General features: G+C 35.9%; 27 protein-coding genes. 14 read left to right on the top strand and 13 right to left on the bottom strand.

Annotation, left to right across the window (positions count from 1 at the left end; translation table 11 throughout):
• Positions 1–46: 46 nt before the first annotated feature.
• Both HCX49_RS20075 and HCX49_RS20065 read left to right on the top strand, forming a co-directional pair.
• Positions 47–361, top strand: coding sequence for a rhodanese-like domain-containing protein (locus tag HCX49_RS20075; protein ID WP_021189171.1), 315 nt, complete (start codon positions 47–49; stop codon positions 359–361).
• Positions 362–732: 371 nt separating this feature from the next.
• On the top strand, positions 733–954 hold the full coding sequence (locus HCX49_RS20065) for a DUF6358 family protein (protein ID WP_132771725.1): 222 nt from the start codon (positions 733–735) through the stop codon (positions 952–954).
• Positions 955–992: 38 nt separating this feature from the next.
• Here HCX49_RS20065 and gcvT read toward each other — a convergent pair whose 3' ends face one another.
• The 6 genes from gcvT to HCX49_RS20035 all read right to left on the bottom strand — a co-directional run bounded on the left by gcvT (position 993) and on the right by HCX49_RS20035 (position 5303).
• Positions 993–2072 carry a glycine cleavage system aminomethyltransferase GcvT gene (gcvT, locus tag HCX49_RS20060; RefSeq protein ID WP_183918386.1) on the bottom strand — a complete coding sequence of 360 codons (1080 nt, stop codon included), beginning with the start codon at positions 2070–2072 and terminating at the stop codon, positions 993–995.
• 84 nt (positions 2073–2156) lie between these two features.
• The gene (locus tag HCX49_RS20055) at positions 2157–2975 is read right to left on the bottom strand and encodes a DUF6929 family protein (RefSeq protein WP_132771723.1); all 819 of its coding nucleotides are present in this window, start codon (positions 2973–2975) and stop codon (positions 2157–2159) included.
• Positions 2972–3661 carry a pseudouridine synthase gene (locus tag HCX49_RS20050; RefSeq protein WP_132844920.1) on the bottom strand — a complete coding sequence of 230 codons (690 nt, stop codon included), beginning with the start codon at positions 3659–3661 and terminating at the stop codon, positions 2972–2974. The genes HCX49_RS20055 and HCX49_RS20050 overlap by 4 nt, the downstream gene beginning before the upstream one ends.
• Positions 3662–3667: 6 nt before the next feature.
• On the bottom strand, positions 3668–4036 hold the full coding sequence (locus tag HCX49_RS20045; protein ID WP_021189168.1) for a DUF4359 domain-containing protein: 369 nt from the start codon (positions 4034–4036) through the stop codon (positions 3668–3670).
• 77 nt (positions 4037–4113) lie between these two features.
• A complete protein-coding gene (locus HCX49_RS20040; RefSeq protein WP_021189167.1) occupies positions 4114–4599 on the bottom strand; it encodes a DUF4112 domain-containing protein in 486 nt (161 codons plus the stop codon).
• Positions 4599–5303, bottom strand: coding sequence for an SIMPL domain-containing protein (locus HCX49_RS20035; RefSeq protein WP_021189166.1), 705 nt, complete (start codon positions 5301–5303; stop codon positions 4599–4601). The genes HCX49_RS20040 and HCX49_RS20035 overlap by 1 nt, the downstream gene beginning before the upstream one ends.
• A 161-nt stretch (positions 5304–5464) precedes the next feature.
• Here HCX49_RS20035 and HCX49_RS20030 point away from each other — a divergent pair, with 161 nt between their 5' ends.
• From HCX49_RS20030 to HCX49_RS20020, 3 genes are all read left to right on the top strand, one after another.
• Positions 5465–5656 carry a cold-shock protein gene (locus HCX49_RS20030; protein ID WP_038695072.1) on the top strand — a complete coding sequence of 64 codons (192 nt, stop codon included), beginning with the start codon at positions 5465–5467 and terminating at the stop codon, positions 5654–5656.
• Positions 5657–5732: 76 nt separating this feature from the next.
• Positions 5733–6047, top strand: coding sequence for a DUF2752 domain-containing protein (locus tag HCX49_RS25855; protein ID WP_132771721.1), 315 nt, complete (start codon positions 5733–5735; stop codon positions 6045–6047).
• Entirely contained in the window at positions 6044–6292 is a 249-nt protein-coding gene (locus HCX49_RS20020) for a hypothetical protein (RefSeq protein ID WP_132771720.1), read from the top strand. The genes HCX49_RS25855 and HCX49_RS20020 overlap by 4 nt, the downstream gene beginning before the upstream one ends.
• Positions 6293–6372: 80 nt before the next feature.
• On the opposite strand, the gene HCX49_RS20015 is transcribed toward HCX49_RS20020, so the two are convergent.
• Positions 6373–6822, bottom strand: coding sequence for a DUF805 domain-containing protein (locus tag HCX49_RS20015; protein ID WP_168127979.1), 450 nt, complete (start codon positions 6820–6822; stop codon positions 6373–6375).
• A gap of 73 nt (positions 6823–6895) precedes the next feature.
• Positions 6896–7618, bottom strand: a complete 723-nt coding sequence (recO, locus tag HCX49_RS20010) for a DNA repair protein RecO (RefSeq protein WP_168127978.1) — start codon at positions 7616–7618, stop codon at positions 6896–6898.
• Positions 7619–8061: 443 nt separating this feature from the next.
• On the opposite strand from recO, the gene rpmB reads away from it, so the two are divergent.
• The 9 genes from rpmB to HCX49_RS19965 all read left to right on the top strand — a co-directional run bounded on the left by rpmB (position 8062) and on the right by HCX49_RS19965 (position 20821).
• Complete coding sequence (gene rpmB, locus HCX49_RS20005) at positions 8062–8295, top strand: 50S ribosomal protein L28 (protein WP_021189160.1); 234 nt, start codon at positions 8062–8064, stop codon at positions 8293–8295.
• Between the two features lie 81 nt (positions 8296–8376).
• Positions 8377–8559: a 50S ribosomal protein L33 gene (rpmG, locus tag HCX49_RS20000; protein WP_002998409.1), complete on the top strand. Its 183-nt coding sequence runs from the start codon at positions 8377–8379 to the stop codon at positions 8557–8559.
• Positions 8560–8606: 47 nt separating this feature from the next.
• Positions 8607–8774 carry a DUF4295 domain-containing protein gene (locus HCX49_RS19995; protein ID WP_021189159.1) on the top strand — a complete coding sequence of 56 codons (168 nt, stop codon included), beginning with the start codon at positions 8607–8609 and terminating at the stop codon, positions 8772–8774.
• Positions 8775–8944: 170 nt separating this feature from the next.
• A complete protein-coding gene (gene ftsY, locus HCX49_RS19990) occupies positions 8945–9907 on the top strand; it encodes a signal recognition particle-docking protein FtsY (RefSeq protein ID WP_021189158.1) in 963 nt (320 codons plus the stop codon).
• A 14-nt stretch (positions 9908–9921) separates the two neighbouring features.
• Positions 9922–11256: a 30S ribosomal protein S12 methylthiotransferase RimO gene (gene rimO, locus HCX49_RS19985; RefSeq protein WP_021189157.1), complete on the top strand. Its 1335-nt coding sequence runs from the start codon at positions 9922–9924 to the stop codon at positions 11254–11256.
• A 122-nt stretch (positions 11257–11378) separates the two neighbouring features.
• The gene (bshC, locus tag HCX49_RS19980; protein ID WP_168127977.1) at positions 11379–12968 is read left to right on the top strand and encodes a bacillithiol biosynthesis cysteine-adding enzyme BshC; all 1590 of its coding nucleotides are present in this window, start codon (positions 11379–11381) and stop codon (positions 12966–12968) included.
• A gap of 110 nt (positions 12969–13078) precedes the next feature.
• A complete protein-coding gene (locus HCX49_RS19975; RefSeq protein WP_168127976.1) occupies positions 13079–16261 on the top strand; it encodes a TonB-dependent receptor in 3183 nt (1060 codons plus the stop codon).
• A 365-nt stretch (positions 16262–16626) separates the two neighbouring features.
• The gene (gene gcvP, locus HCX49_RS19970) at positions 16627–19500 is read left to right on the top strand and encodes an aminomethyl-transferring glycine dehydrogenase (protein WP_168127975.1); all 2874 of its coding nucleotides are present in this window, start codon (positions 16627–16629) and stop codon (positions 19498–19500) included.
• A gap of 490 nt (positions 19501–19990) precedes the next feature.
• Positions 19991–20821 carry an N-acetylmuramoyl-L-alanine amidase gene (locus HCX49_RS19965; RefSeq protein ID WP_132844912.1) on the top strand — a complete coding sequence of 277 codons (831 nt, stop codon included), beginning with the start codon at positions 19991–19993 and terminating at the stop codon, positions 20819–20821.
• A gap of 47 nt (positions 20822–20868) precedes the next feature.
• Here HCX49_RS19965 and HCX49_RS19960 read toward each other — a convergent pair whose 3' ends face one another.
• The 5 genes from HCX49_RS19960 to HCX49_RS19940 form a co-directional block, all read right to left on the bottom strand.
• Entirely contained in the window at positions 20869–22182 is a 1314-nt protein-coding gene (locus HCX49_RS19960) for a hypothetical protein (protein WP_021189151.1), read from the bottom strand.
• Between the two features lie 144 nt (positions 22183–22326).
• Positions 22327–22869, bottom strand: a complete 543-nt coding sequence (locus tag HCX49_RS19955) for an NUDIX hydrolase (protein WP_021189368.1) — start codon at positions 22867–22869, stop codon at positions 22327–22329.
• Between the two features lie 8 nt (positions 22870–22877).
• Positions 22878–24611: a phospho-sugar mutase gene (locus tag HCX49_RS19950; protein WP_132771714.1), complete on the bottom strand. Its 1734-nt coding sequence runs from the start codon at positions 24609–24611 to the stop codon at positions 22878–22880.
• A 78-nt stretch (positions 24612–24689) separates the two neighbouring features.
• Entirely contained in the window at positions 24690–25373 is a 684-nt protein-coding gene (locus tag HCX49_RS19945) for a hypothetical protein (RefSeq protein ID WP_168127974.1), read from the bottom strand.
• Positions 25374–25483: 110 nt separating this feature from the next.
• Positions 25484–26251 carry an enoyl-CoA hydratase/isomerase family protein gene (locus tag HCX49_RS19940; protein WP_132771712.1) on the bottom strand — a complete coding sequence of 256 codons (768 nt, stop codon included), beginning with the start codon at positions 26249–26251 and terminating at the stop codon, positions 25484–25486.
• Between the last annotated feature and the right edge of the window lie 83 nt (positions 26252–26334).

The following is a 26334-nucleotide window of genomic DNA, read 5'->3' as shown; positions in this document are numbered from 1 at the left end:
CATATAAAAAGCAATTTATCTAAGTTTGATATAAATAGTAATCATCATGAAAGAAGTAACAGTAGAAGAGCTTAAATCAAAAATTGATAATGGCGAAGATTTTCAATTAATTGATGTTCGTGAATCATTTGAATATGAGGTTTCTAATTTAGGAGGATTGAATATTCCTTTATCTGGAATCTTAATTGAAGTAGATAAAATCGCTAAAGATAAACCTGTCGTGGTACAATGCCGTTCAGGAAAACGTTCTGCGCAAGCAGTAATGATGTTAGAGCAACAAGGTTTTGATAATTTAGCAAATTTAAAAGGCGGAATCCTTGCTTGGAAAGAGGAGATCGATCCTGAGATTGATGTTTATTAATATACATCCATCAAGGTTATACTTTTCATATCGATAATCAATAACCGAATAGGTTTACAATAAACAATCGTATTTAATGAAAAACTTAGAGCATCAGACTAAACAAGCTTTTTTGTTTAGTCTTGCTTTTTATTGCATTTCAATAATATCAAAATTCTTTTATTTTGAAATTTTTCCTATTCTCTTTAGTATATCTTTGTTACTCTCTTTAATCTGGGTCGTATTGGTACTGAGAGAAATCATTTTTTCTGGTCGAATTTCAAATACAGAGCGGATGCTCTTGGCTTTATTTATTATATTTTTCAATATAGTAGCGGGTCTATTTTATTTCTTCAAATTTAGGGAGAAGGTAATTGCTAAAAAGTAATCTTATGACAAAAAATTTTATTTTAAATATTCTAATCAACTTACTGATAGTAGGTGCAGTTTATTATGGCTATAAGTCTTATGAAGCAGGAAACATTTTAGTCTGTGGTATTTCGATCGCGCTATTGGTCGTCTTTATTTTCTTTAAACGTGTACTTATTAAGAAAGTTAGGATTGATTTAAAGAAAGAGGAAGAGCGAAGAAGATTAGAAAAGAACAAGCAATAAAAAGGGGGGCTAATTTTTCAATTGCCCCCTTTTTATTATTACTTAACAAATGGTGGTTTTACCACTTTTGCTTTTATACTTTGGTTACGGATACTGATGAAGATTTCAGTGCCTTCTTTAGCGAAAGCATTATCTACATAGCCTAAACCGATTGATTTTTTCAATGTTGGAGATTGTGTTCCTGAAGTTACACGACCAATTTTGTTTCCTTCAGCATCTACGATTTCGTAATCATGACGTGCAATACCACGGTCAATCATTTCAAATCCTACTAGTTTTTTCTTGATACCAGCTTCTTTTTCCGCTTTTAGATTCGCCGAGTTAACAAATTCCTTCGTGAATTTTGTTACCCATCCTAAACCGCCTTCTAAAGGAGAAGTTGTATCATCAATATCATTGCCATATAAGCAGAAGCCCATTTCTAAACGAAGCGTATCACGCGCGCCTAAACCGATTGGTTTAATACCGTAAGCTGCTCCAGCTTCAAATATAGCATCCCAAACTTTTTGAGCATCTTCGTTAGCAACATAGATTTCAAAACCACCAGCACCAGTATAACCTGTAGCTGATACCAGCACATTTTCTACTCCAGCAAAGGTACCTTTAGCAAAAGAGTAGTATTCCATAGATGCTAGTTCAATATCTGTCAAAGATTGTAAAGCATCAGCTGCTTTAGGCCCTTGTACCGCAAATAGTGAAGTTTCGTCCGAAATATTTTTCATATCAACTCCAAAACTATTGTATTTGGAAATCCAGTTCCAATCCTTCTCTATATTAGAAGCATTGACAACTAAGAAATATGTGTTTTCGTCGATGCGGTAAGTTAAAAAGTCATCTACTATCCCCCCAGTTTCATTTGGAAGATAACCATACTGTATTTTACCATCATATAATTTAGATGCGTCATTTGAAGACACCATCTGAATAAGGTCTAGCGCTTTTTCTCCTTTTAGAATGAATTCGCCCATGTGACTAACGTCAAACACACCTACACCTGTACGAACAGTTTCGTGTTCATCATTGATGCCCGAATATTGAACAGGCATATTGAAACCTGCAAAAGGTACCATTTTCGCTCCTAAAGCGATATGCGTATCCGTAAGGGCAGTATTTTTGATCATAATACGATAAGTTTTATTTATTTACAAATTTACAAAATAAACATGGATTTTAGCCTAAAGATTAGCATTTATGCAATCGATTTACTGATCGATTGTCAAAGAATAAATCGTGGTTTCCATTTTATCATCATCTTTATCTTCGCAAAGAAAAAAAGTGATCTGATCTTCTGATTGCTCTTTTAAGGTAATGCCTTCAAATTTGTGCTTTCCCGGAATACGGATAGTTTCAATACTTTGAGAATTTTTACGATTAAATTTTCCAAGTATTGTGCCCGCAATTTCCCCATCTAAATAAGTTGAGTTTGATGCTTCGGCCGCAGCAATGAAATAAACGAAGTCACCAACCAGAATGGCATCGGTAAAACCTGCTTGTACTTGATCTATGAGCGGTAATTTGATCGCATCAAAACTGGATTTTTCAGTGTTGAACTTGTTGATTTTGAAGATTCCGTTTTGAGCTTTTTGACCATTACCTCTATTGAATAACCAAATCTCATCTTCCGTATGAATAACACCTTCAATATTAAAATTGTCCTGATCGACTAGAAATTTCTGCTGTAAGCGATGATATATTTTGGAAAAATCTTCGGTTAGAACCTCTTTTTGGTAGGTAATGCGAAGGTTACGGTTTGGCGTTGATCCTGAACCATAAATATAATATTTATCCTGATCGAAAGTTATGGATTCAAAATCTGGTTTTCTAGCTTTCGCTATATTCTCTAGATCTGATGTGTTTTTGTCAAGTTGAATTCTTGTTAGAAGTCGGTCATTTAGTCCAAAGTCGTACAAGTATTGACTGTTATCAGCGATTAGAAAAAGGTGATTATTTTGATGTACTAACCCTGACGCGGCACTGATACCGGTGATGGTTAGAAAAAAATCCAGTATGATATTCTTCATATTGAGTTCTCCATGTTTAAGATCTCGAGGACACGTTTAAATTCCGGTTGTAGTCCTGCGTTGATGATGATATTATTTTGTGTTTTGGGATGCTTAAATGTTATTTCAGAGGCATGCAACATCATGGTGTCCATTTCAAAATGCTCTTTCCAAAACTTGTTTTGTTTATTACAACCATGAGGGCGATCACCTATAATCGGGTGGAAGATGTGTGCGAAGTGCTTTCTTAACTGATGCATCCTTCCTGTTGTAGGATTTGCTTCAACTAAGCTATAACGAGATGTTGGAAATTTTCCTGAAGGAAAAGGAAGTTCTGTATGAGCGATTGTTTTGAAATCGGTTTGTGCTTCCTGTATTACCCCGTTATCTTTTTTCAGGGGATAGTCAATGTGCATCTCTTCGGGCGCATGGCCACGTAATATCGCTAGATATTTTTTATCGACCTGTTGGTTCTGAAATAACTGCTGCAATTCCTTATCCATATCCTTATTTAAAGAGAATAAGAGGATTCCAGCTGTTTTTCGATCAAGGCGATGTGCAGGGTATACCGTTTGATTAATTTGATCACGCAAGAGCTGAAGGGCAAATTCGGAAGCATCGCGCGCGATAGATGAACGGTGTACAAGTAAACCATGTGGTTTATTAATCGCAATGATATCTTCGTCTTGATATAATATTTCTAACATGTTGGATTAATTGTTCTTTATAGCATCGATTATTTCGGTCGCTTTTTCGTCAATCTTAGGGCTTAACCATATTTTTCCGAAAGCACCGACACCTATGGGGTTCTCCTTACCTTGCCATTTAATTTTTGTTAATGAAAAAAGATAGAAGTTTTCAACGAGAACGTTTTTCGAAACAAAATCTTCGACTGCATTATTTCCGAATAACTGCATGCCGATATCAAATAAGCTCTGTTCTTTTTTACCTAATTGATTTTTTAATAAATATTCGGCTTTTTCCTTCACAACAAGTTCATGTTGTTCCTTTTTCGGATTTGTCCATATTGCTGCAATAACAATGAAAATGATTACTAAAGCAAAAATTCTTTTTTTATTCATTTTTAAGAAATTGTGTATACAAAAATAGCGTTTATACATCCATATAAACGCTATTTTATGATTTTATATACATTCGGTTAAAAAAGTAATTGCCAAACCCATTCTCCGGCAATCCATAAAAGATAGATGGTGCCGACAAAAAAGAGGACAATGATCGATAGAATACCCAGTAGTAACCAAATCGCAGAACCTTGATGTTTGTTTTCGTAGTAATGCTCTTTCATCAATTTGATATTCTTGGTATTTGCCTTGTTAAAGAAATCAAATACATTTCCAAAAAGTGGAATTGCTCCTAAAATTGCATCAATTGAAATATTAATCAGCATTTTGACGACTAATTTAGAGCTCGCTCCATTTCTCCACATGACCATTACCAAAACGAATGACGTTCCAAAGCTGGCAATTGTTCCTGCAAAAGGAACAAAATTAAGAAGTGGATCAAGACCAAAGCGGAATCCAGCTATCTGGAAATTATTATCCATCAGCCAGGAGAGTCTTTCAACCCAACCGAAATCATGATCTCTTCTTTTTTCTTTGTCAGCTAAAGATAAATCTCTTTTCATTATAATATTTCAAAGGATGCATTTACCTCACTTGTAATTTTGATCGGTTTAATATCCAAGTCCAGATCATCAGCTACATCTGCAGCTTCCATGTTACTTGATTTGAATGAAGCCATGGCACGTGGTGAATTGAAATAAATCATTTGTGGACTTTCAGACAATAGAATTGCTTTTCCAACTTTTTGACCAGCAGCTTCAGCTAAAATTTTCGCATTTTCCATCGCATCTTTAACCGCTTTAACTTTTAATGTTTTTTCAAGTTCTTTCTTTTTTGAATAATCAAGTTCGCTGATTGCTGTATTCTGTATTCCGGCAGCATCAACACCATCGAACAAATCATTTAATTTATTCAATTGCGTTACTTTAATACGGTATTGACGAGAAAGTAAGATTTCAGTTTCTTTTTTCTTCTTTGTAGCATAGTTCGTACTGTAGATGTTTTGAATTGTAAAATCCTTTTTTTCAACCCCTACATTTGTTGCTGCTTGAAATAATTGCTTTTCAAGAGTTTCGATTGAAACCTTTTTCTTTGTGTTTCCGTCTTGATAAAATTCCTTTAAAGTAACGTTTATATAAATAATATCGGGTGTTACTTCTTCTTCCGCTCTTCCGATGGTTGTTACCATATCTTTATTTGTCATTTGTTGTGCTTGTAAAGTGTGTACAGATGCAAATAGCATTATTCCTAACAATAAATTTTTCATACTTTTTCTATTTTAATACTTGTTTTCAAAAATCGAACCATTGTTTGTTTCTATTGATGTAGACGCAGTTTGAGCCAAGTAGTTTAATGGAAAAAAAATTAAAAAGATAAAGGATTTTAATTTTTTTTAAATATCTTTAAGAAATTTAATACAATAAAACAATGCAAGAAGGAGTAGTAAAATTCTTTAATGAAACCAAAGGTTTCGGTTTCATCATTCCAAATTCAGGCGAGAGCGAAATCTTCGTTCACGTTTCTGGTTTAGTAGACAAAATTCGTGAAAATGACAACGTTTCTTACGAAGTAGAACAAGGTCGTAAAGGTCTTAATGCGGTAAATGTAAAAGTTATCTAATCAGATTTTAAGATATATTTATTGTAGAAAAGCCCGATTTCAGAACGAAATCGGGCTTTTTTATACACTTCTAATTATGAAATTTAATGAGTTTCGGGAGCCTTTTTATATTGTATGGAATCTAATTTCCATTTGTATGCTTCTTTTTTTAGTAGTACTGTTTGTTTTAGATAGTTCTTTATTACTTGTAGCTGCGCCGATTTGTCCATCAAAGCTAAAAGGGACGGAATGTATGCTATGTGGTATGACAAGGGCATTTTTAAAAATTAAAGAAGGAGATTTCTCACTGGCTCATCAGTTTAATCGTGGAAGCATAATTTTGTTTTCATTGATTATCGTAAATTCTATTATCTTTATAAGTGAAAAAATTATAAACCATAAGAAACTATGAGAATAGCAGGATTACTATTGGGTATTCTATCCTTAATCGGGATGTTAGTGGCATTTATCCCTTGTTTAGGTTGGTTAAACTGGCTTAATATTCCTTTTGCTGTAGTAGGTTTGATCGTTAGTTTGATTGCTTACAATGATGTCAATGTGCAACCAAATAACCAGCCAAAGACTGGCATTATTTTATGTGTCATTGCAATTGTACTTGGTGGGTTTCGTTTGGCTGTTGGTGGCGGTATTTTTTAAAATACCATAATCAAGATATTAAATACAGCTGATATAGATTGATCTATGTAATTGATTTAATCTATATCAGCTGTATTTATTTACGAATTATGAGGAGCAAAGGGGTCATTATTGCCTCTTTCAGAAGGAGGGGGCGGAGGAATATGTCCGAAAGGATTCTGGTCTGCAAATGGATTATCATTTTCGTCAGCCTTTGGATCTTGACCATATTCGTTAGGACCTTTATCTCCTTCTAAAAAGAAAAGATATATTAAATAAAAGTTGACGAATGGTATTAGACACAATAGGATCATCCATCCTGACTTATTAATATCATGAAGACGTCTAACTGCTACTGCTATACTTGGTATTATTAGTGCAAGAGAAACAATAATACTCAGGTAGTAAAAAACATTAGCTATGTAAGCAAGAATTCCAAGAATACAGGAGATGATAAAGTTAAATAACGCGAACATCCAGTATTCTTTTCTGCGGGCTCGACCATCAAAATTTGCATAGTTGTCGCGAACGACTTTCAGAAACCATTCCATAATGTTAAGTTTTAATTAGGTTTTTTTATTAAAGTATATCTAAAAGTAAGGAAATAAATTTCAATTAGATGATTTAATGAAAGATTTCTTCTAAGATATAGAGCGATTTTATTTCTCTGAAATTCGTGAGATGTAGTCTGTAGTAGTCGATTATTTTTTCTAAAAGTATTTGGCGATCTTTAGTACTCATTTTGATATCTTCGGAGGAGTTGAATTCTGTTGCCATCAATTTTCTAAAGAGTGTGGTATGAGGTTCCTGTAGTACATAGGGATGTTCGGGAAGCTGATTGGAGAAAGTGGCAGATTCCAAATTGAAATAGGGATAGTTTTTCGCAGCTTCAACAGGGTAAAAACCCAGAAAACGACTTAAGTTAATAAGAAATACCAAATGAAAATTTGCCAGATTTGTTTCAGAGTTATCAAGCCAAAGTATCGCTTGATACAAATATTCAAAAAGAAATGGATCTCCAGATTGTTCCCTTAAGATTTTGTAGAGCACTTCATTGAGAAATATGGCTAATGAGCTTTTAACAATATCGTAAGGTATACTTTTTAAAGGAGGTACCTGCCGTGCTTCATTTATGCGATGTAGGGTATTGTTATCTTTAAAGGTTACAACCATATCTAAAGGATGTAAGGCCTGTAAGAACCCCGATCTAATTTTAGCTTTGGGTTTGCGGGCACCATTCACAAGGTATGATTGCAAGCCAAAGTGTTCCGTATAAATTTGAGATACGACGCTGCTTTCAGAATAATTGGTGGTTTTTAGTACAATACCCCTAGTTTTATGAAGCATATTTATTTATCTTTTTTTCCTTTTCGCATTTCTAACAATGCATTTCTATCAATCTTGCGTATCAGGCGATAAATAATACGAAGAAACCCGACTCCAAAAGAAATTACTCCTAAAATCATAATCGGTTTATACCAATTGTTTTGTAATTTCATTAGATAATAACTGACCAGGATGAGTATAACAGCAAGTATAATTTCTAATAGTCCTCTGCGTAAATATTTATTCATGATGTTTACAAGTGTGAATTGTTGAAAACTATTTTCTATGTTTAAGCAAATATAATATAATTAAATACATTATTTTTGCCTTTACCAAGGCCTGGATATTTATTTTTTTAAAAATAAATCCTTAAAATTGTTGCATTTAACAAAATAAATATAGATATTTGCACACTCTTTGCGAAAAGATATATTTAAATTAAGACAACAAAATAACATAATATCATGTCAAGAATTTGTGATTTAACAGGCAAAACAGCAATGAATGGATATAATGTATCTAATTCTAACGCTAAAACAAAACGTAAATTTTACCCAAATTTGCAAACAAAACGTTTCTTCATTCCAGAAGAAGATCGTTGGATTACATTAAAAGTTTCGACTTCGGCGATTAAAACTATCAACAAAATCGGTATCACTAATGCTATCGGTAAGTTCATAAAAAAAGGATCAATTTAATTGATTTTTCGCCTGTTGCATAAAATATCATTCATGAATTTCAATCCTAGCATTTTATAGGATTCAAAATAAAGTAAAACAATGGCTAAAAAAGGAAATAGAGTACAAGTTATCTTAGAATGTACTGAACACAAAGAAAGTGGTCTTCCGGGAATGTCTCGTTACATCACTACTAAGAACAAGAAAAATACAACTGAGCGTTTAGAATTGAAAAAATTCAACCCAGTATTGAGAAAAGTTACTGTTCACAAAGAAATTAAGTAATTCACATCTTAGTTGCTGTGTAAGCACTAAGTTAAAATATTAATACCATGGCAAAGAAATCTGTTGCATCGTTACAAAAAGGTGGCGGTAAAGAATATACAAAGGTTATTATTACTACTAAATCGACTAAAACGGGAGCTTATACTTTCAAAGAGGCGATGATTCACAATGATAAAGTAAAAGATACTTTAGCAGAGGCTGCAAAAAATAACTAGTAATTTTCCTTTTTTAAAGTTTTTCTTTAAAAAGAATTCAAAAAAATAGCCGTTTTGGTATACACCGAAAGGGCTTTTTTTGTTGGTTTCAAATATCTATCTTTGGCAATCGGTATTTTATACTGGTCGGAAGATAAATAATAATGAATTCATAAGCGGAACATATATCAATGGGATTATTCGATTTTTTCAAGAAGAAACAAGAAACTCCTGAAGCCCAAGAAGCTTTAGATAAAAGTTTGGAAAAGACTAAAGAGGGTTTCTTTTCTAAAATTACAAAAGCAGTTGTTGGTAAATCAACTATCGATGATGATGTTTTAGATAATTTGGAAGAAATATTGGTGACCTCGGATGTGGGTGTGACAACAACGCTGAAAATTGTTGACCGTATTCAGGCGCGTGTTGCACGTGATAAATATGTTTCAACCTCAGAGTTAAATACGTTATTGAAGGAAGAGATTCAGGAATTATTAGCGGAAAACAACAGTTCTGATTTTGAAAACTTTGAGTACGGTAATCACAAACCATATGTTATCATGGTGGTCGGTGTAAACGGTGTTGGAAAAACAACAACAATTGGAAAACTGGCACATCAGTTGAAAGCAGCTGGCAATAAAGTTGTTTTGGGTGCTGCCGATACTTTTCGTGCTGCTGCCGTAGAACAAATCAAGCTTTGGGGGGAACGTGTAGGTGTTCGTGTTGTTGCACAGGCAATGGGATCTGACCCTGCTTCTGTTGCTTATGATGCAGTCCAATCGGCCTTATCTAACGGTGATGATGTCTGTATTATTGATACAGCAGGTCGTCTTCATAACAAGGTTGGATTGATGAATGAGTTGGGGAAAATAAAAAATGTCATGCAAAAGGTTATTCCTGGTGCTCCACATGAAATTCTATTGGTTCTTGATGCCTCTACAGGACAAAATGCCATAGAACAATGTACTCAATTTACACAAGCAACTGATGTCAATGCCTTAGCATTGACTAAACTTGATGGTACCGCAAAGGGTGGGGTAGTTATCGGTATATCTGATCAATTTAAAATACCTGTAAAATATATTGGTGTCGGTGAGAAAATCGGCGATTTACAGTTATTCAACAAAAAAGAGTTTGTGGATTCGCTGTTCAAGTAATCCACATCCATTATATGAAAACAAAATATAGTAAGGCTGTAGAGCCAAAGTCAAAACCCCGTGTGAATGTGGTTACATTGGGTTGTTCTAAAAATATTCACGATAGTGAAGTATTGATGGGACAATTAAAAGGTAATCAAATAGAAGTTGTACACGAGGCTACTAATATTCAGGAGAACGATATTGTTGTTATCAATACCTGTGGTTTTATCGATAATGCCAAACAGGAGTCTATTGATACGATCTTACAGTTTTCAGAGTTGAAAGATGAGGGCAAGATCAATAAGGTCATCGTCACAGGCTGTCTTTCTGAGCGCTATAAACCTGAGCTACAATCTGAGATTACAAACGTAGACGGTTATTTTGGTACAAATGACTTACCTGATTTATTAAAATCTATTGGTGCAGATTATCGCCATGAACTTTTGGGTGAGCGTATGCTGACCACACCGTCGCACTATTCTTACTTTAAGATCGCCGAAGGTTGTAACCGTCCATGTTCATTCTGTGCGATTCCGTTAATGCGTGGTAAGCATGTTTCAAAATCAATTGATGATTTAGTGAAAGAAGCAAAATTCTTAGCTTCTAATGGAACGAAAGAATTGATATTGATTGCACAGGATTTAACCTATTACGGATTAGATATTTATGGAAAGCGTAACCTTTCTGACTTGATGCGTCATTTATCTGATGTTGATGGTATCGATTGGATTCGTTTGCAATATGCTTATCCTTCTGGATTCCCAATGGATATTCTTGATGCGATGAATGAACGTTCAAATATCTGTAATTACTTAGATATGCCATTGCAACATATTTCTGATCGTATGTTGACTTCAATGCGTCGCGGTACAAGTAAGCAAAAACAGATTGATTTGGTTAATAAAATCCGTGATAAAGTTCCTAATATTGCCTTGCGTACAACGTTAATCTGTGGTTATCCCGATGAAACTGAGCAAGATTTTCAAGAGATGTTGGAATGGGTTGAGGAAACACGTTTTGACCGCTTAGGATGTTTTACTTATTCGCATGAAGAGAAAACACATGCGCATTCATTGGAAGATAATGTCCCTGAAGAAGTAAAACAGGAGCGTGTAGAAGCGATCATGGAAGTACAACAAGGAATTTCTTTTGAGATCAATCAAGATAAAATAGGAAATACCTATAAAGTATTAATTGACCGTGTGGACGGCGATTACTTTATTGGCAGAACAGAATATGACTCTCCAGAAGTTGATAATGAGGTTATACTTGATGCAAAAACAAACTATGCCCGAATCGGTGATTTTGTAAATGTTAAAGTGGACCGCGCTGAAGACTTTGATTTATATGGATCTATTGTCAAATAATAGCGATCCAATCGTTGCTTTTATTCGTAAACACTACATTTGTGCGCAGAGAAAATATTAATTGCTTATTTTGTATAGCAATTATGTATATTACTCTGTTTTTAGTGCAAATGTAATCACGAATGAAAGCAACTTATATAGACTACAGCGAAACCAACAGCTTTTCTAAGACACTTATTGCTTATTTAAATCAGGATGAGGCTTTAGTTCCCTTTATCGGGAATTGGCCAACTTTCGCTGGTTTTGAAAAGCAAATTAATGAAAAAAAACCTTTTCTTTCGCGTACGCTTTTAGTTGATCGATTAAAAGCACAATATGGGGATTTATTAGAATCCGCACCTCACGTTGCAGCAAACATTGATAAATTACTTGCTGATAACGCATATACCATTACAACGGGACATCAACTCAATATTTTTACTGGTCCATTATATTTTATCTTTAAAATCATAACAGCTATTCGTTTAGCAGATGATCTTAAAGTCAAGTTTCCAGAGAAAGAATTTGTTCCTGTTTATTGGATGGCTACGGAAGATCATGATTTTGCGGAAATAAACCACACGAAATTGTCAGGTAAAAAAATCGTTTGGGATACTCCCGCTGTTTCAGCTACAGGAAGAATGGATACGGATTCTATTGTTCAGGCGGTAAAGCAGTATACCGGTGTTTTAGGGCTTTCTGAGCATTCTTGTAAACTTGCCTGTATTGTTGAGAATGCTTATCTCAAGCATGATAATTTAGCCGATGCTACCCGATATCTTGTACATGAATTGTTTAAGAAATTTGGCCTGCTTATTATTGATGCTGATGACAAAGCGTTAAAAACCGTTTTTAAACCGATCATAGCAGAAGATATTTTAACTGAAAAAAGCTTTAAAGCAATAGTAGAGACGTCTGAGTCTTTGGAAAAAGCCGGTTTTGCCACGCAGGTGCATGCTCGTGAAATCAATTTTTTCTATCTGACAGATGAATTTCGCGAACGTATTGTTTTAAATGCTGATGGCCGTTATGAGGTTTTACATCAGGATATTTACTTTACAAAAGCGGAGCTTGAAAAGGAAATAGATACATACCCAGAAAGATTCAGTCCGAATGTGGTTATGCGTCCTATGTACCAGGAAATCATCTTGCCTAATTTAGCTTATATTGGTGGTGGGGCAGAAATGGTTTATTGGATGCAGCTGAAAGCTAATTTTGATCAATATGGAATTGATTTTCCAATTTTAATACCACGTAATTCTGCCATGATTACTGAAGATAATGTGGTGTCTAAGATTTTTAGACAGGATCTTACTTTTAAAAGTATATTCCGGGATAGTGAAATTCTAAAGAAGGAATTTGTGCGTCGGCAAACGAAACATCGTTTAAATCTAAATGATGAATGGATGGAGCTAAATGCCATATTCGGAAAAATAAAGCTTCGTACGCACAAGATAGATCCTAGTTTATCACCAAGTACGGAAGCGATTAAAGCACGGTTAAAAAAAGCTATTAATAATCTGGAAAAGAAATTAATGCGTGCCGAAAAGCGGAATCATAAAGATGCATTGTCTAATATCGACCATATAAAAGAACGTCTGTTTCCCGGTGGTGGATTGCAGGAACGGTCTGAGAATTTTGGTCTTCTCTATGTTAAATATGGAGATACCTTATTTGATGAACTTTATAAGCATTTTAATCCATTGGATTTTAAGTTTACGATACTCTATTAAAAGTCAGCTCAAAGCTGACTTTTTTCATTTATAATTTGATAACACACAGTTCAGTTCTAGTTAACAGGGGGTGGTTAGATTTGTTGCATAACAATGTAACAAAATACTAGATGAAAGAATTTCTACTCACAACATGTTTAACTGTCATTGGTACTGGTTTGTATGCGCAGACAACTCAGGCTGGTTTTGCTGGAAAGATTACAGACGAGCACGCTAAAGGTGTTCAAGGCGCTTCTGTAGAGGTTCGAAATGAATCGACAGGCTTCACCACAAAAACATCTACCAATGCAAATGGCGATTATAATTTTAAAGAGCTGCCATTGGGCGGTCCTTATATATTGAAAGTTTCCTATGTTGGATATGGTGAACAGGTTCGGACTGGATATAATTTAAATCAGGGAGATCTTATCCGAGTTAATATTCCCATTCAAAATTCTTCAAATGTCCTGGAGACAGTCGAGATTAAAGGCACAAACACATTAAAAAATCAAATTGAAAATTTGGGTGCAGCGACCTCGGTTACAGGAAAAGATATCGCGAAGCTACCGGTTAACGGGCGGAATTTCACGTCATTAATGGATCTTTCCCCCTTAAGTAAAGGTGATAATATTGGTGGTCAACTGGGCTCCTCCACAAACTTTACGATAGATGGTATGAATGCAAAGAATCCGACATCTGCAGGCTCGACAACAAGCAGAAGTGGCGCACCATTTTCGATTTCTATAGAGGCTGTTCGTGAGTTTAAGGTGGTGACCAACCAATATGATGTGACTTATGGTAGAGCTGGCGGCGGTACAGTTAGTGCTGTTACGAAGCAGGGAACCAATAAAACACAGGGTAGCGCCTGGATTTATTCTCGAGCTGACTGGTTGTCCAGCCCCTACACGATTGACGGTAAAAAACGGACCAATGATTTTTCGACTTATCAGTATGGCTTTACATTAGGTGGGCCTATCATAAAAGATAAATTACATTATTTTGTTGCTTGGGATCATCAAAAGGATGCACGACCTTTAATTATTGCAGATATTACTTCTACTCTTGATGAGGAGCGATTTAAAATCACCCAAGATAATTTAAATGCATTTGTTGATATCGGACGTGAAAAATATGGATTGAGTAATGACCGTCAGTTTGGCTCTTTTGATAAGAAAAGAAATTCAGACGCGGTATTTGGTCGGATTGATTGGCAGATTAACAATAGTAATTTGTTAACGATCCGTAATAACTTTACCAGCGATATCAATAAACTGGGTCTACAGGATAATAAACCGATTACGCTATACGAGTCTTATGGTAATGACAAGAATATTGATAATAGTTTTCTGGCTACGCTAAGAACGTCTGTTTCGTCAAATATTACTAATGAACTGAAATTACAACACTTATATACGTATCAGAACAGTAGTCCTGGTGATCAGTTGCCTAGCCAGAATATTCCAAGAGCGATTGTGGAGAATATTGTTTCTAAAGTTGGAAATAATGATCTCAAAACAACCGTTCAGTTAGGGGGACATCGTTTTGCACAGGAATCTTTTAAAAACAATGTCTTCCAGTTAGTCAATAATTTATATTATAACACGGATAAGATCAATTATACATTCGGTGTTGACCTGATGTATACGCATGCTAGTTCTATTTACGGAAGTGAAGTAAATGGCCGTTTTCATTTTGGAGCCAGTGATACTAGAACGGCACTACAAAATTTTCAAGACAAGAAAGCTTATAACTTTTATAGAGAGGTGCCGTTAGTTTCGGATCCTACGGTCGTTGGCAAGATCTTCAATGCTGGATTGTATGGACAGATGCAATCCAAGTTGGCGGCAGGTTTAGATTTGGTTGCAGGTTTACGTTTTGATTACGGTCACTATCCGACATCACCTTTAAATGAAGAACTATTGAAAGAGGTTGGTGTACGTACAGATCATAAACTAAAGTCTCTTGTGATACAACCGCGTTTTCAGATGACATGGGATGTGAATGAAGGGCATAAGGATTTCTTCCGAATCGGAGCGGGTATATTCGCATCGGACATCAACAATTACATGACGATCAATAATCTGACCTTTGACGGTAAGCACTTTGCTACTGTTGATGTCCGGGGAAATGATGTACCTGCCCCAGATTTTGTACAATACCGTAAAGATCCTTCTTCGACTCCCACTTTAGCACAATTTCAAGTCCCAACTATTAATACCTATGGACCTGATGCTAAAATACCAGTAGTTTATAAAGCAAATGCTTCTTACACGCATTTCTTTACTGAAAAACTGAAAGCAGGAATTTCGGCCTACATGAACCTCGGCCGTAATAATTATATGTATGTGGATCGTAATATGGTGAAGGATCCATTCTTTAGATTAGCGAATGAAGATAACCGGGGAGTTTTTGTGCCGATATCGGCTATTGTAAATGGAGAATCGGACTGGAAGCAGGGACGTATATCTAATAAATTTGGTCGTGTTCTGGAGTTAAATTCGGAGGGTAAGGTGAATCAGTTTGCAGTGGTTTTAGACGCAAGTTACCAATACTATAAGGATGGTTCTATCTCGGTAAGCTATACATGGAACGATGCAAAAGATAACACATCATACAATGGTAATGTGGCGAATACTGCAACACTATCTTTGGCCGTGAAAGATGATCCAAGAGATTTGAGCAATATGACGTACTCAAACAATCAATTCCGTAATAAGGTGGTTATTTATGGAACATTGCCTACTTTTTATGGAGTCAGTGTAGGCGTACGTTATTCAGGTATCGGTGGAACACGTTATAGTTTGCTTGCGGGGGGTAATATCAATGGCGATTTTGTTGCAGGTGATAATGATCTAGCGTATATTTTTGATCCTAATAACACGAAGACTCCGACGAATCTGGTTGATGGTTTACAGGCATTATTGAATAACCCGAATGCTAGCCAGAGTTTAAAGGATTACATTAAAAAATATGAAGGAGCAATGGCTCAACGAAACGGTGGAATTAATGGTTTTTATGGTCTAATTGATTTACGTATTGCAAAGAAGTTTAACCTATATAAATCTCATGCCTTGGAAGTATCTGCGGATTTGTTTAACGTTGCCAATTTATTTAAGAAAACTTGGGGAATCAATGAATCTTTAGGGAATCAAGCGTTGTATTCTTTGGGTGTTAAAGCAGCGAACGGAAATCCTGCTTTACCTGCATTTGATGCGGCGAAGCAACAGTTTAATTATAACCTCAACAATACAGGGGTTGTAAACCCTTCTGGAAATCCATATCAATTTCAATTAGGTTTACGTTACTCTTTCTAATATTTCAACTTATAAGAGGGTCTTTTCAAAATGAGAAAAGGCCCTTTTTTTATGATTTTATTTTGGAATGGGTGATAAGCGAACTGACATCGTGCATAACGAGCACTTGTTATTAGGATTTATGTCGGGTAACATAGAATCTTGTTCTAGATGATGAAATTGAGCTTAAATTTTGTGTGCAGATGAGATCGCAAACGATTGTTTTGTATGGGTATTCTAATAATTATTTTTACAGACATAATCTGCTTTTTTTAGGACTTGAAAAAATGTATCTTTGCACATCCAAAAAGCAGCTGTTTTGCTATTATTTTTAATAAAACCAAAAAAGGTAAGAATCTAGCGAAAGGCACTAATTTTTTGCACACATGAGTAACATACATTTTCAAGAAAAATTTGAAGATCGTCACAACGGACCAAGATCGGTTGAAACGAGAGAAATGTTGGAATTTTTAGGCGTTGACTCGCTTGACCAACTTATTGAGCAAACTGTTCCTGCACAGATTCGTGCAAAACAAGCTTTACAATTGCCTGCTGCTTTAAGCGAAGTCGCTTATTTGAAAAGGGTAAAACAAATTGCAGAAAAAAATAAAGTTTTCAAGTCTTATATCGGACAAGGTTATTTTGATGTGATTTTACCAGGTGTTATTCAAAGAAACGTCTTTGAGAATCCAGGATGGTATACACAGTATACACCTTATCAGGCAGAGATTGCACAAGGTCGTCTTCAGGCTTTGTTAAATTTTCAAACGGTTATTTGTGATTTAACAGGATTAGAGATCGCGAATGCGTCTTTATTAGATGAAGCTACTGCTGCCGCTGAAGGTATGTTTATGCTTTATTCGGCTCGTAAAAACAAAGCGGCTAATGTTTTCTTGGTTTCTGAAAATGCTTATCCACAAACGATCGATGTATTAAGAACTCGTGCATTATCTTTTGGAATTGAACTTCGTATTGAAGCTATTTCTGAAGACAGTTTAACGGATGATGTATTCGCTGCATTTGTTCAATATCCTGCTGCAGATGGTTCAATTATAGATTATAAAGCTTTTACTGCTGATGCGCATGCCAAAAACATTACTGTTTGTGCCGCTGCAGACTTAATGAGTTTAACGTTATTAACTCCTCCGGGAGAATGGGGTGCTGATGTTGTTGTTGGTAATTCACAACGTTTCGGTGTACCAATGGGTTTCGGTGGTCCTCACGCTGCTTTTTTCGCAACTAAAGACGCTTTTAAGCGTAATATTCCAGGCCGTATTATCGGTGTTACGACAGATTCTAATGGCAATTACGCATTGCGTATGGCATTACAGACTCGTGAGCAGCATATCCGTCGTGATAAAGCATCATCTAATATCTGTACTGCACAGGCTTTATTAGCAATTATGGCGTCATTCTATGCCGTATATCATGGTCCTCAGGGAATCAAGAATATTGCTAGCCGTATTCACGATTTGGCTCAATTGTTAGACCAAGCTGTTCAACAGTTGGGTTATACGCAATTGAACAAAAACTACTTTGATACTGTTCGTTTTGAATTAGGTGGTGAAGTTGCTGGATTAAAATCTGAGGCTTTAAATAATGAAATGAACTTCAATTATGTAGGTTCTGTTGTAGGTATCTCTATTGATGAGTCAACGACTTATGAAGACATTTTAACGATTGTTAAAGTATTTGCTAAAGTAAAAGCTAAAAATTTGGCTGATGTTGATTTCGAATCTATCGAGGCATCTTTAACATCAGCTCTTCCTGCTGATTTGGTTCGTACTTCTGATTACTTAACACACCCAGTTTTCAATAGCTACCACTCAGAGAGTGAGATGTTACGTTACATCAAATCTTTGGAAGCAAAAGATTTATCATTATGTCATTCTATGATTCCATTGGGATCATGTACAATGAAATTGAATGCTACTGCTGAAATGACTCCAGTTACATGGGCTAACTTCGGCGGTTTACATCCATTCGCTCCTGCAGATCAAACTTCTGGTTATATGCAGTTGATCGGTGAGTTGAATGAGTGGTTATCTGAAATTACAGGTTTTGCTAAGATGAGTTTCCAACCAAACTCTGGTGCTCAAGGAGAGTATGCCGGTTTAATGGTTATTCGTGCTTACCATGAAAGTCGTGGAGACCATAACCGTAACATTTGTTTAATTCCTGCTTCCGCTCACGGTACAAACCCTGCTTCCGCTTCTATGGCTGGATTGAAAGTTGTGGTTGTTAAATGTGATGATCGTGGTAACATTGATGTTGAGGATTTAAAAGTAAAAGCAGCAGAGCATGCCGCGAATTTAAACTCATTTATGGTGACTTACCCATCTACGCATGGGGTATTTGAAGAACCTATTATTGAAATCTGTGAAATTATCCATGCAAATGGTGGACAGGTTTATATGGATGGAGCGAATATGAATGCGCAGGTTGGTTTAACAAGCCCTGGTCGTATCGGTGCTGACGTTTGTCACCTGAACTTACATAAGACATTCTGTATCCCTCACGGTGGTGGTGGTCCTGGTATGGGTCCAATCGGTGTTGCGGCACACTTAGTACCTTTCTTACCTAATCACGAAGTGGTTGAAGTTTCTGGTGAAGAGGGTATCACTGCAGTATCTGCGGCGCCATTTGGTTCTGCTTCTATCTTAATTATCTCGCATGCTTATATCGCAATGATGGGTGGAGATGGATTAACGAACGCTACAAAAACTGCAATTTTAAATGCAAATTATATTAAAGCTCGTTTGGAAAACCACTACCCAGTATTATATTCTGGCGTAAATGGACGTTGTGCACACGAGATGATCTTAGATTGCCGTGCATATAAAAATGTGGGTGTTGAAGTTGCTGATATCGCAAAACGTTTGATGGATTATAGTTTCCATGCTCCAACAGTTTCTTTCCCTGTAGCGGGTACTTTGATGGTTGAGCCTACTGAGTCTGAGTCTAAAGCTGAATTAGATCGTTTCTGTGATGCTTTGATCGCTATTCGCCAAGAAGTTGCTGCGGTTGAAGCGGGTGATGTAGATCAGGCTGATAACGTATTGAAAAATGCGCCTCATACTGCATCTGTTGTAACTGCTGACGAGTGGACTAGATCTTATTCTCGCCAAACAGCTGCGTATCCTTTGGCTTATTTAAAAGATCGTAAGTTCTGGCCTTCTGTTGGTCGTGTAAACGATTCACAAGGAGATAGAACATTAATTTGTTCATGTCCTTCTATTGAAGAGTACGCAGAAGCTTAATCAAAAATATAATAAAATAAAAAGGCCTTCATCTAATACAGATGAAGGCTTTTTTTGTAAAAGATAATATTGAGCATGTCATCTTAAGGATATTGCTCATGATAGATGGTAGACAGCTCAATACCTTAACTTTTTGAGGAAGTAAGATTAAATATAATTCATTTGTAGCAGCAGTAGAGAGAGGATTGTCATAGCTAAATGATGAATCTCAAAAAAGGTAAAAGAAAGAAGATGTCTTATATATGATGCATTTATAATTGTAAATAAAACAAATTTATCTAAGTTTGTTTTGTGTTTTAATGAAAATCCAAGTTTACATGACTTAACTAACGACGCGGATTGTCTTTTTTGTGCAGCATCAATAATGATGATATCATTTTTGTGAATAGCTTGCTGACGGAATATTTACTGGACGGAAAAGCAAGATATTGGAATAAGTATTAATCATGCATAAATGAGATTAAGTGCTCCTGAAGTAATTATATTAATAATGAAAGTAAAATCAACAATAACTTTTTTAGTGATGACAGCGCTATTTGCTTCCTGTTCGACAGGTAGGTATGCCGCAACTGAGAAAGTCTATAAGAAAAAAGCAAAGTTACTTGCCAAAGAATATGCTACAAGTCCTGTTATCAACCAAGCTATCGGTAAATTACCGCTATCGGTTGAAAAAGAATGGATCGCATCGATAAACTTTGGGATTCGCAAACCAAACTATGTTGTGATTCATCATACTGCTCAGGATTCACTGGGACAGACCATACGTACCTTTCATTCTGAAAAGGCGGGTGTAAGTGCTCATTATGTTGTTGGCCGTACCGGTAAAGTGGTGCAGATGGTCAATGATTATTATCGTGCACATCATGCAGGAATTGGTAAATGGGGTAATGATACGGATCTAAATTCTTCTTCTATTGGAATTGAATTAGATAATAATGGAACAACAGATCCTTGGACAGATGCACAGATTAATGCACTGACCGAGTTACTTTCGTATCTTAAAGTGAAATATAACATCCCTCAAGCAAACTTCATTGGTCATATGGACTTAGCTCCAACTCGTAAAAATGATCCATCACGATTTCCCTGGAAGGTATTAGCAGATAAGGGTTTTGGTTACTGGTATGAAGAATATCTGGAAACTCCACCAATTGATTTTAATCCAAAACTGGCTTTGAGAATTATTGGTTACGATGTAAAGAATTTGGATGCAGCTATTAAGGCATTTAAACAGCATTACATCCAGACGAATGCAAATGTCGCTACGCTGAAGGAAAATGATCTGAAGATATTATATTCGATCTATAAAAAGTTCTTATAACAATAAAGAGCTCCAAATTTTGGAGCTCTTTATTGTTATTGTGACATCTATACCGTCTTAACATATTTGATATCGTAATTCTCAATGTCTATGATGTAGCCATTTTTAATTAAGAAATCAAATAATGGTTTGGCTTCTTCAGAAACGGCCATATTTTTTGTGGTGATAATCTTATTTTCTTTTTTCAATAAGTATGGGTATGCATATAGCTTGATATTCTTATTGAACATTCCCGAAATATAGGAAAGAAGTTCATTGGTGTAATGCTCCTTGTTGTAATTATCCGAATTAAAGATATTTCTTAAATTGGAAACGTTTGTCGCAATACCAATATTTTTTGGTTTGAAATTATTGATAAACTCAGCAAGATGATTATTTCTTCTGAAATTGCTGACGATGATATTATTGCCTGTTGAACATAGCTCTTCGGCACGGTGTGCAAATTCTTCGAGATCTTTATCGGTAATGATATGATCCTCTTCAAGTACATTGCCCATTAATACCTCTATCAGGACTACTGTGTTTTCTGATGTTGCGCCTGTGTTTTTCTTAAATTGATCTACAGCAAGATTGAATAGATCAAAGTTAGGTAGAGATTTTTGTCTATATTTCGTTCTTAGAAGAATGATATTCTTTTTGTAAAGGTAATCTTTGATCTGTGCGGCTTTGCCATCTGGTTTAAAGATTGCGGCCTTTGCAAAACCTTTAGCAATGAGGTATAAATTGATCAATCTTTCATTGACATTTTCAAACAACGGGCCAGTTACTTTTACAAGATCAATTTCTACAGAGCCTACAGATAGATTGTCGACTAATGACTCAATCATCGTCTGCACGTTATCGGTATAATAATAGGCTGCGAAAAGGAGGTTGACTCCAATGATACCCAATACTTTTTGTTGTAGCTGGTTGTCGCTATCTAGCAGTCTTACGTGTATAATGATATCGTTGGTAGGGCCGTCGACTTCGTGTTGAAATCTGACACCAATCCAACCATGAGGTTCATTTGTTTTTGTAAAGTTTAGCGTAGTAACGGTGTCGGCAAAAGCGAAGAACTTTTTGTTACAGTATTTTTCACCATGTAAGCGCTTGGTTAATAAATCGAACTCGTGTTTTAGCATTTTCGTTAAACGCGTGCGGCTTACATATCTGCCATCCTCTTCTTCTCCGTAGATGGCATCGCTAAAAGTCATGTCGTAAGCCGACATTGTTTTGGCGATTGTTCCAGATGCCGCCCCTGCATTGAAAAAGTTACGTGCAACTTCTTGACCCGCTCCAATTTCAGCAAAGGTGCCGTAAATCTCCGGATTCAGATTTATTTTCAGTGCTTTTCTTTTGGTTTCAAATATTTCTCTTACCATGGTACAAAGGTACAAAAAATGATAGCCTGCAGAAAAGGAATGGGAGGGAAGATGATATTTGATCAATTTATAACAAAAGGGTTATTTTGATATCAAAATAACCCTTTTGTTACTGGTCTGTATGAAATTTTAATTTAAATATGCTTAAAATATTTTCAATTTGTGAAAGGCATAAAATAAGGCTGAACTTTGAAGTGCCTGACCAAATTTATTTTGCAACAGCAATTCTTTTGCTTCTTCGATAGAAATCAAATAAACATCTATTTGCTCACTTTCATCTAGGTCTTGCTCCTGGATCTTCTTTCCTCCCTGCATGAGGTAAGTATGTGTAATATTTTTACTTGTAGCAGGGTTGGCATAAAGTTCCGCAATTTTTTCAATCTTGGTAAAAGAATAACCTGTCTCTTCAAGCATTTCTCGCTCCGCTGTAAATTGTGGATCTTCTCCTTCTTCCATCGTTCCTGCCGGTATTTCAAGAATAACCTCGCCGGCAGCGTGTCTATATTGTTTGATGACGATCAACTTATTGTCTTCCGTTATACCGACCATATTGACCCAGTTTGGATATTCTAGCACATAGTAATGATCATTAATACTGCCGTTAGGCAACTCACAGGTATCCCTTCGTAAGGTAGCCCAAGGTGCTTTCGAGATATATTCTGATGATAGTAATTTCCACTTTTCCATTCGTACGATTAAATAATATCGGCCATCATTCGGTCCACTTTTGTGGCTAACTCTTTTTGGAGCTGTTCATAGTGCGATTTAGCTGTTAATGGTGCTTTTACTGAACAATAAAATTTTATTTTAGGTTCTGTTCCTGATGGTCTCGCAGAAATAACATCACCATCTACAGTGATAAATTGTAAGACGTCCGATTTCGGGAGATCAATGACTGTTTTAGTACCGGTGGCTATATCTATGGCGACCGAATTTTCATAATCACGAACTTCTACAACAGCTATGCCTCCTAAAGATTTAGGCAAATTGGCACGCAGGTTACTCATCATTGCTTTGATTTCTTCTGCACCAGCTTTACCTTTTTTAGTTAATGAAACTAATTTTTCTTGGTAGCATCCAAATTCTTGATACAGGTCAAGGAGAACTTCATATAAAGATTTGCCTTTCGATTTGTAATAGGCGGTCATCTCTGCTAAGAATGCGCATGCATTTGGGGCATCCTTATCACGTACAAGACTTCCGACTAAGTAACCATAGCTTTCTTCTCCGCCAACTAAATATGTCGCTGAATCGCCTAATTTGGTCATTAGTTCGCCAATATATTTGAATCCAGTTAAGGTCTCATAGTAAGGTACATTAAAATGGTTGGCAATTTCAGCTTGAAGATTTGTTGTGACGATTGTTTTTACAACATAGGGATTGTTATTAAGTTGATTTTGTTCTTTTTTAGAACTTAATACATAATAAACAAGTAGACTACCGATCTGGTTACCGTTCAGTAATTGAAAACTACCTTTATCGTTTTTAACTGCGATTCCAACGCGATCAGCATCGGGATCTGTTGCTAGTACGAGATCAGCATCCAGCTCTTCACCTTTTCTCTTGGCCAATGCCATAGCATCTTCTTCTTCTGGATTAGGATAAATAACTGTTGGAAAATTACCATCTGGAGTGGCTTGTTCTTCTACAATGGAAACATTGTTAAATCCCCACGCTTCCAATAATTTTGGAACAATTGTAATTCCTGTTCCATGAATGGGAGAAAATACGATTTTAAGATCTTTTTGAGCTTCTACAGCCTCCGGGTGGATACTTAATTTTTTATTTTCATTAATGTAAATTTCATCAATTTCATCACCTACAGGTATAATATTTTCTGGAATTGGCTGAAATGATATTTGCGAAACGCTATGGATAGCATTAACTTCTGTAATGACATTTATATCGTGCGGAGCTGTTAATTGGCATCCGTCGTTCCAATAGGCCTTATAGCCATTATATTCTTTTGGATTATGTGAGGCGGTAAGCATGACCCCGCTTTGGCAGGCAAAGTGACGGATTGCAAATGATAGTACAGGTGTTGGACGCAGTTCATTAAATAAATATACTTGGATTCCATTTGCCGCAAATACATCAGCCACCAGCTTTCCTAGGCTTTGCGAGTTGTTGCGGCTGTCGTAAGCTACAGCTACTTTAATGACCTGATTTGGAAATTGCTTTTTTAGATAGTTTGCCAACCCCTGAGTTGCTTTACCGATGGTATACTTATTTATCCTATTGGATCCTACACCCATGATACCACGTAAACCTCCTGTACCAAATTCTAAATCTTTATAGAATGAATCTGTTAGTTCAGTTACTTCGTTGTTATCAATTAAAATTTGTAAAGCAGCTCTTGTTGCTTCATCGTATTCTGAGCTAAGCCATTGGTTGACTTTTGCTTGTAAATCCTGATCTAGACTATTCATTGTTATTGTGAATTTAAACTGTCAAAGTAAATATTTTTTAGGAATGTAATGCTTTTAATGTGAAATAAATCATTATTGTTAGGCATCACATCCACCATAAGCACGATCAAGTACCGTAAACATCCACTTACCATTTTTATTTGTGATGTGGAAGATAAGTGGAGCGTTTTTATCGGTTAGTATGATGCGGTAACTTTTAGCTTCTAAAGCTTTTAGTTTTTGAATTTCAGCATTTGATATTTTAGCATCCGAGATCTCGTTCATGAATTTTGCGGTATGCGATAGTTCTGTTGGATGTTGTTTGTTATTACAAAATAACCCTTTTTTATTCCAGGCCTCTTTTCCGCAGTCATATACTGGCAATTGCCCTATAGTAACCTTTCCTAAGAAATTGGTATGCGGATAAGGGTAATAATCGGGTATTGGATGATTGAAATCAAAAGCCACAGCATGTGTATAGATGGCTTGCACTCCAGGTCTATAGATGGTGTAATAACCGACCGTATTGTCAATATAATTGTTTAACGCCTTGGAATCTTGTTTGTTAAATGCTTGAATAATATTCATTATGGCCGCGTCTAATGATTCGCCCTGTGGTGCTTGTTCTTGGATCGTATCTGTTGAATCTGATGGGATCGGCAGTGTATCTTTTGCTATCGTATCGATAGAATCCAGTTGACTTTCCTTTTTTTCAGCAGTTCTATTGCAACTGCTGAAAAGAAAAACTGCAATGAGCCAGACTCCCAATATTTTTTTCACCATGGTTATTATCATCTACTTGTGCGGATTTTAATTAATCCGAGTTAATTACAAAAATAGAACAACGGTTGCTTTATTCAAATACGTTGTACGTTAATCTTAAATTAATTGAATTATTTAGTTTTGTTCGTTAAATTGTGTATGATTGTTTTTAGAATACTACGAGTTGAGGGCTTCCACCATTGCTCTAATATTTTTTCAATCGTTTCTTCCTCTTTTGCGCCGAGGTTTTCTAGAAGTTCTTTTCTGAAGTTCAATTTGCAGGTTTTCCATGTTTCTTTATCAAACTGGGTTACTGATTTGATCTTGCGTAAAGCGGCGGTGTGAATTGCATTTGCTGGCACGACTTCATCAACAAGACCTACTGTAAGGGCTTCTTGTGGTGACAGTAATTTTCCCTCAAGTAAAAAGCGATAGGCATTCCCTTTCCCTAGCCAAAAGCTATAAAGGTGAAATATACTTTCTGGTACAATTAATCCAACTGGAATTTCGTTTAGGCCGATAATAAAATTTCCTTCTGCCATGATCCTATAATCACAACAGATTGCGATAACACATCCTCCTGCAGGGCTATGACCCGAAATTGCTGATACAATTGGTTTTGGAAACGAAGCTAGATCACGTGTTGTTTTGAAAAAGAGTGACCAGAAGGCTCTGATTTCGGTTTCATTGTATTCATATAATGTGATCAGATCTAAACCGGCGCTGAAAAAACCTTCTTTGCCATGAATGATAACACCTTCAATAGCCACATCTGATTTTAAATCGTGTATACAAGCATTTAGTTCTTCAAGCAGCACCGTATCCATTGCATTAGATTTTCCTCGGTCTAAAAATATGTTCGCGATACGGTCTTCCGTTTTGATTTGTATATGTTTCATATGTAATTATTTTTTTTTAAAAAGGCCATATGGAATATCCAACGTATTTTCATTGGTGTTTGTGCAGTTTGTACTATATGGAT

The sequence above is a fragment of the Sphingobacterium sp. B16(2022) genome (assembly GCF_012030425.1).
GTDB classification, from domain to species: Bacteria; Bacteroidota; Bacteroidia; order Sphingobacteriales; family Sphingobacteriaceae; genus Sphingobacterium; species Sphingobacterium anhuiense.
Note: the sequence above shows the minus strand (reverse complement) of the source record. Positions and strands in the feature narration are given on the sequence as shown.

What these genes read in the sequence shown, in the direction of transcription:
- HCX49_RS20075 (WP_021189171.1), top strand. Translation starts at nt 47, where the DNA reads ATGAAAGAAGTAACAGTAGAAGAGCTTAAATCAAAAATTGATAATGGC.
- HCX49_RS20065 (WP_132771725.1), top strand. Translation starts at nt 733, where the DNA reads ATGACAAAAAATTTTATTTTAAATATTCTAATCAACTTACTGATAGTA.
- HCX49_RS20055 (WP_132771723.1), bottom strand. Translation starts at nt 2,975, where the DNA reads ATGAAGAATATCATACTGGATTTTTTTCTAACCATCACCGGTATCAGT.
- HCX49_RS20050 (WP_132844920.1), bottom strand. Translation starts at nt 3,661, where the DNA reads ATGTTAGAAATATTATATCAAGACGAAGATATCATTGCGATTAATAAA.
- HCX49_RS20045 (WP_021189168.1), bottom strand. Translation starts at nt 4,036, where the DNA reads ATGAATAAAAAAAGAATTTTTGCTTTAGTAATCATTTTCATTGTTATT.
- HCX49_RS20040 (WP_021189167.1), bottom strand. Translation starts at nt 4,599, where the DNA reads ATGAAAAGAGATTTATCTTTAGCTGACAAAGAAAAAAGAAGAGATCAT.
- HCX49_RS20035 (WP_021189166.1), bottom strand. Translation starts at nt 5,303, where the DNA reads ATGAAAAATTTATTGTTAGGAATAATGCTATTTGCATCTGTACACACT.
- HCX49_RS20030 (WP_038695072.1), top strand. Translation starts at nt 5,465, where the DNA reads ATGCAAGAAGGAGTAGTAAAATTCTTTAATGAAACCAAAGGTTTCGGT.
- HCX49_RS25855 (WP_132771721.1), top strand. Translation starts at nt 5,733, where the DNA reads ATGAAATTTAATGAGTTTCGGGAGCCTTTTTATATTGTATGGAATCTA.
- HCX49_RS20020 (WP_132771720.1), top strand. Translation starts at nt 6,044, where the DNA reads ATGAGAATAGCAGGATTACTATTGGGTATTCTATCCTTAATCGGGATG.
- HCX49_RS20015 (WP_168127979.1), bottom strand. Translation starts at nt 6,822, where the DNA reads ATGGAATGGTTTCTGAAAGTCGTTCGCGACAACTATGCAAATTTTGAT.
- recO (WP_168127978.1), bottom strand. Translation starts at nt 7,618, where the DNA reads ATGCTTCATAAAACTAGGGGTATTGTACTAAAAACCACCAATTATTCT.
- rpmB (WP_021189160.1), top strand. Translation starts at nt 8,062, where the DNA reads ATGTCAAGAATTTGTGATTTAACAGGCAAAACAGCAATGAATGGATAT.
- rpmG (WP_002998409.1), top strand. Translation starts at nt 8,377, where the DNA reads ATGGCTAAAAAAGGAAATAGAGTACAAGTTATCTTAGAATGTACTGAA.
- HCX49_RS19995 (WP_021189159.1), top strand. Translation starts at nt 8,607, where the DNA reads ATGGCAAAGAAATCTGTTGCATCGTTACAAAAAGGTGGCGGTAAAGAA.
- ftsY (WP_021189158.1), top strand. Translation starts at nt 8,945, where the DNA reads ATGGGATTATTCGATTTTTTCAAGAAGAAACAAGAAACTCCTGAAGCC.
- rimO (WP_021189157.1), top strand. Translation starts at nt 9,922, where the DNA reads ATGAAAACAAAATATAGTAAGGCTGTAGAGCCAAAGTCAAAACCCCGT.
- bshC (WP_168127977.1), top strand. Translation starts at nt 11,379, where the DNA reads ATGAAAGCAACTTATATAGACTACAGCGAAACCAACAGCTTTTCTAAG.
- HCX49_RS19975 (WP_168127976.1), top strand. Translation starts at nt 13,079, where the DNA reads ATGAAAGAATTTCTACTCACAACATGTTTAACTGTCATTGGTACTGGT.
- gcvP (WP_168127975.1), top strand. Translation starts at nt 16,627, where the DNA reads ATGAGTAACATACATTTTCAAGAAAAATTTGAAGATCGTCACAACGGA.
- HCX49_RS19965 (WP_132844912.1), top strand. Translation starts at nt 19,991, where the DNA reads ATGAAAGTAAAATCAACAATAACTTTTTTAGTGATGACAGCGCTATTT.
- HCX49_RS19960 (WP_021189151.1), bottom strand. Translation starts at nt 22,182, where the DNA reads ATGGTAAGAGAAATATTTGAAACCAAAAGAAAAGCACTGAAAATAAAT.
- HCX49_RS19955 (WP_021189368.1), bottom strand. Translation starts at nt 22,869, where the DNA reads ATGGAAAAGTGGAAATTACTATCATCAGAATATATCTCGAAAGCACCT.
- HCX49_RS19950 (WP_132771714.1), bottom strand. Translation starts at nt 24,611, where the DNA reads ATGAATAGTCTAGATCAGGATTTACAAGCAAAAGTCAACCAATGGCTT.
- HCX49_RS19945 (WP_168127974.1), bottom strand. Translation starts at nt 25,373, where the DNA reads ATGGTGAAAAAAATATTGGGAGTCTGGCTCATTGCAGTTTTTCTTTTC.
- HCX49_RS19940 (WP_132771712.1), bottom strand. Translation starts at nt 26,251, where the DNA reads ATGAAACATATACAAATCAAAACGGAAGACCGTATCGCGAACATATTT.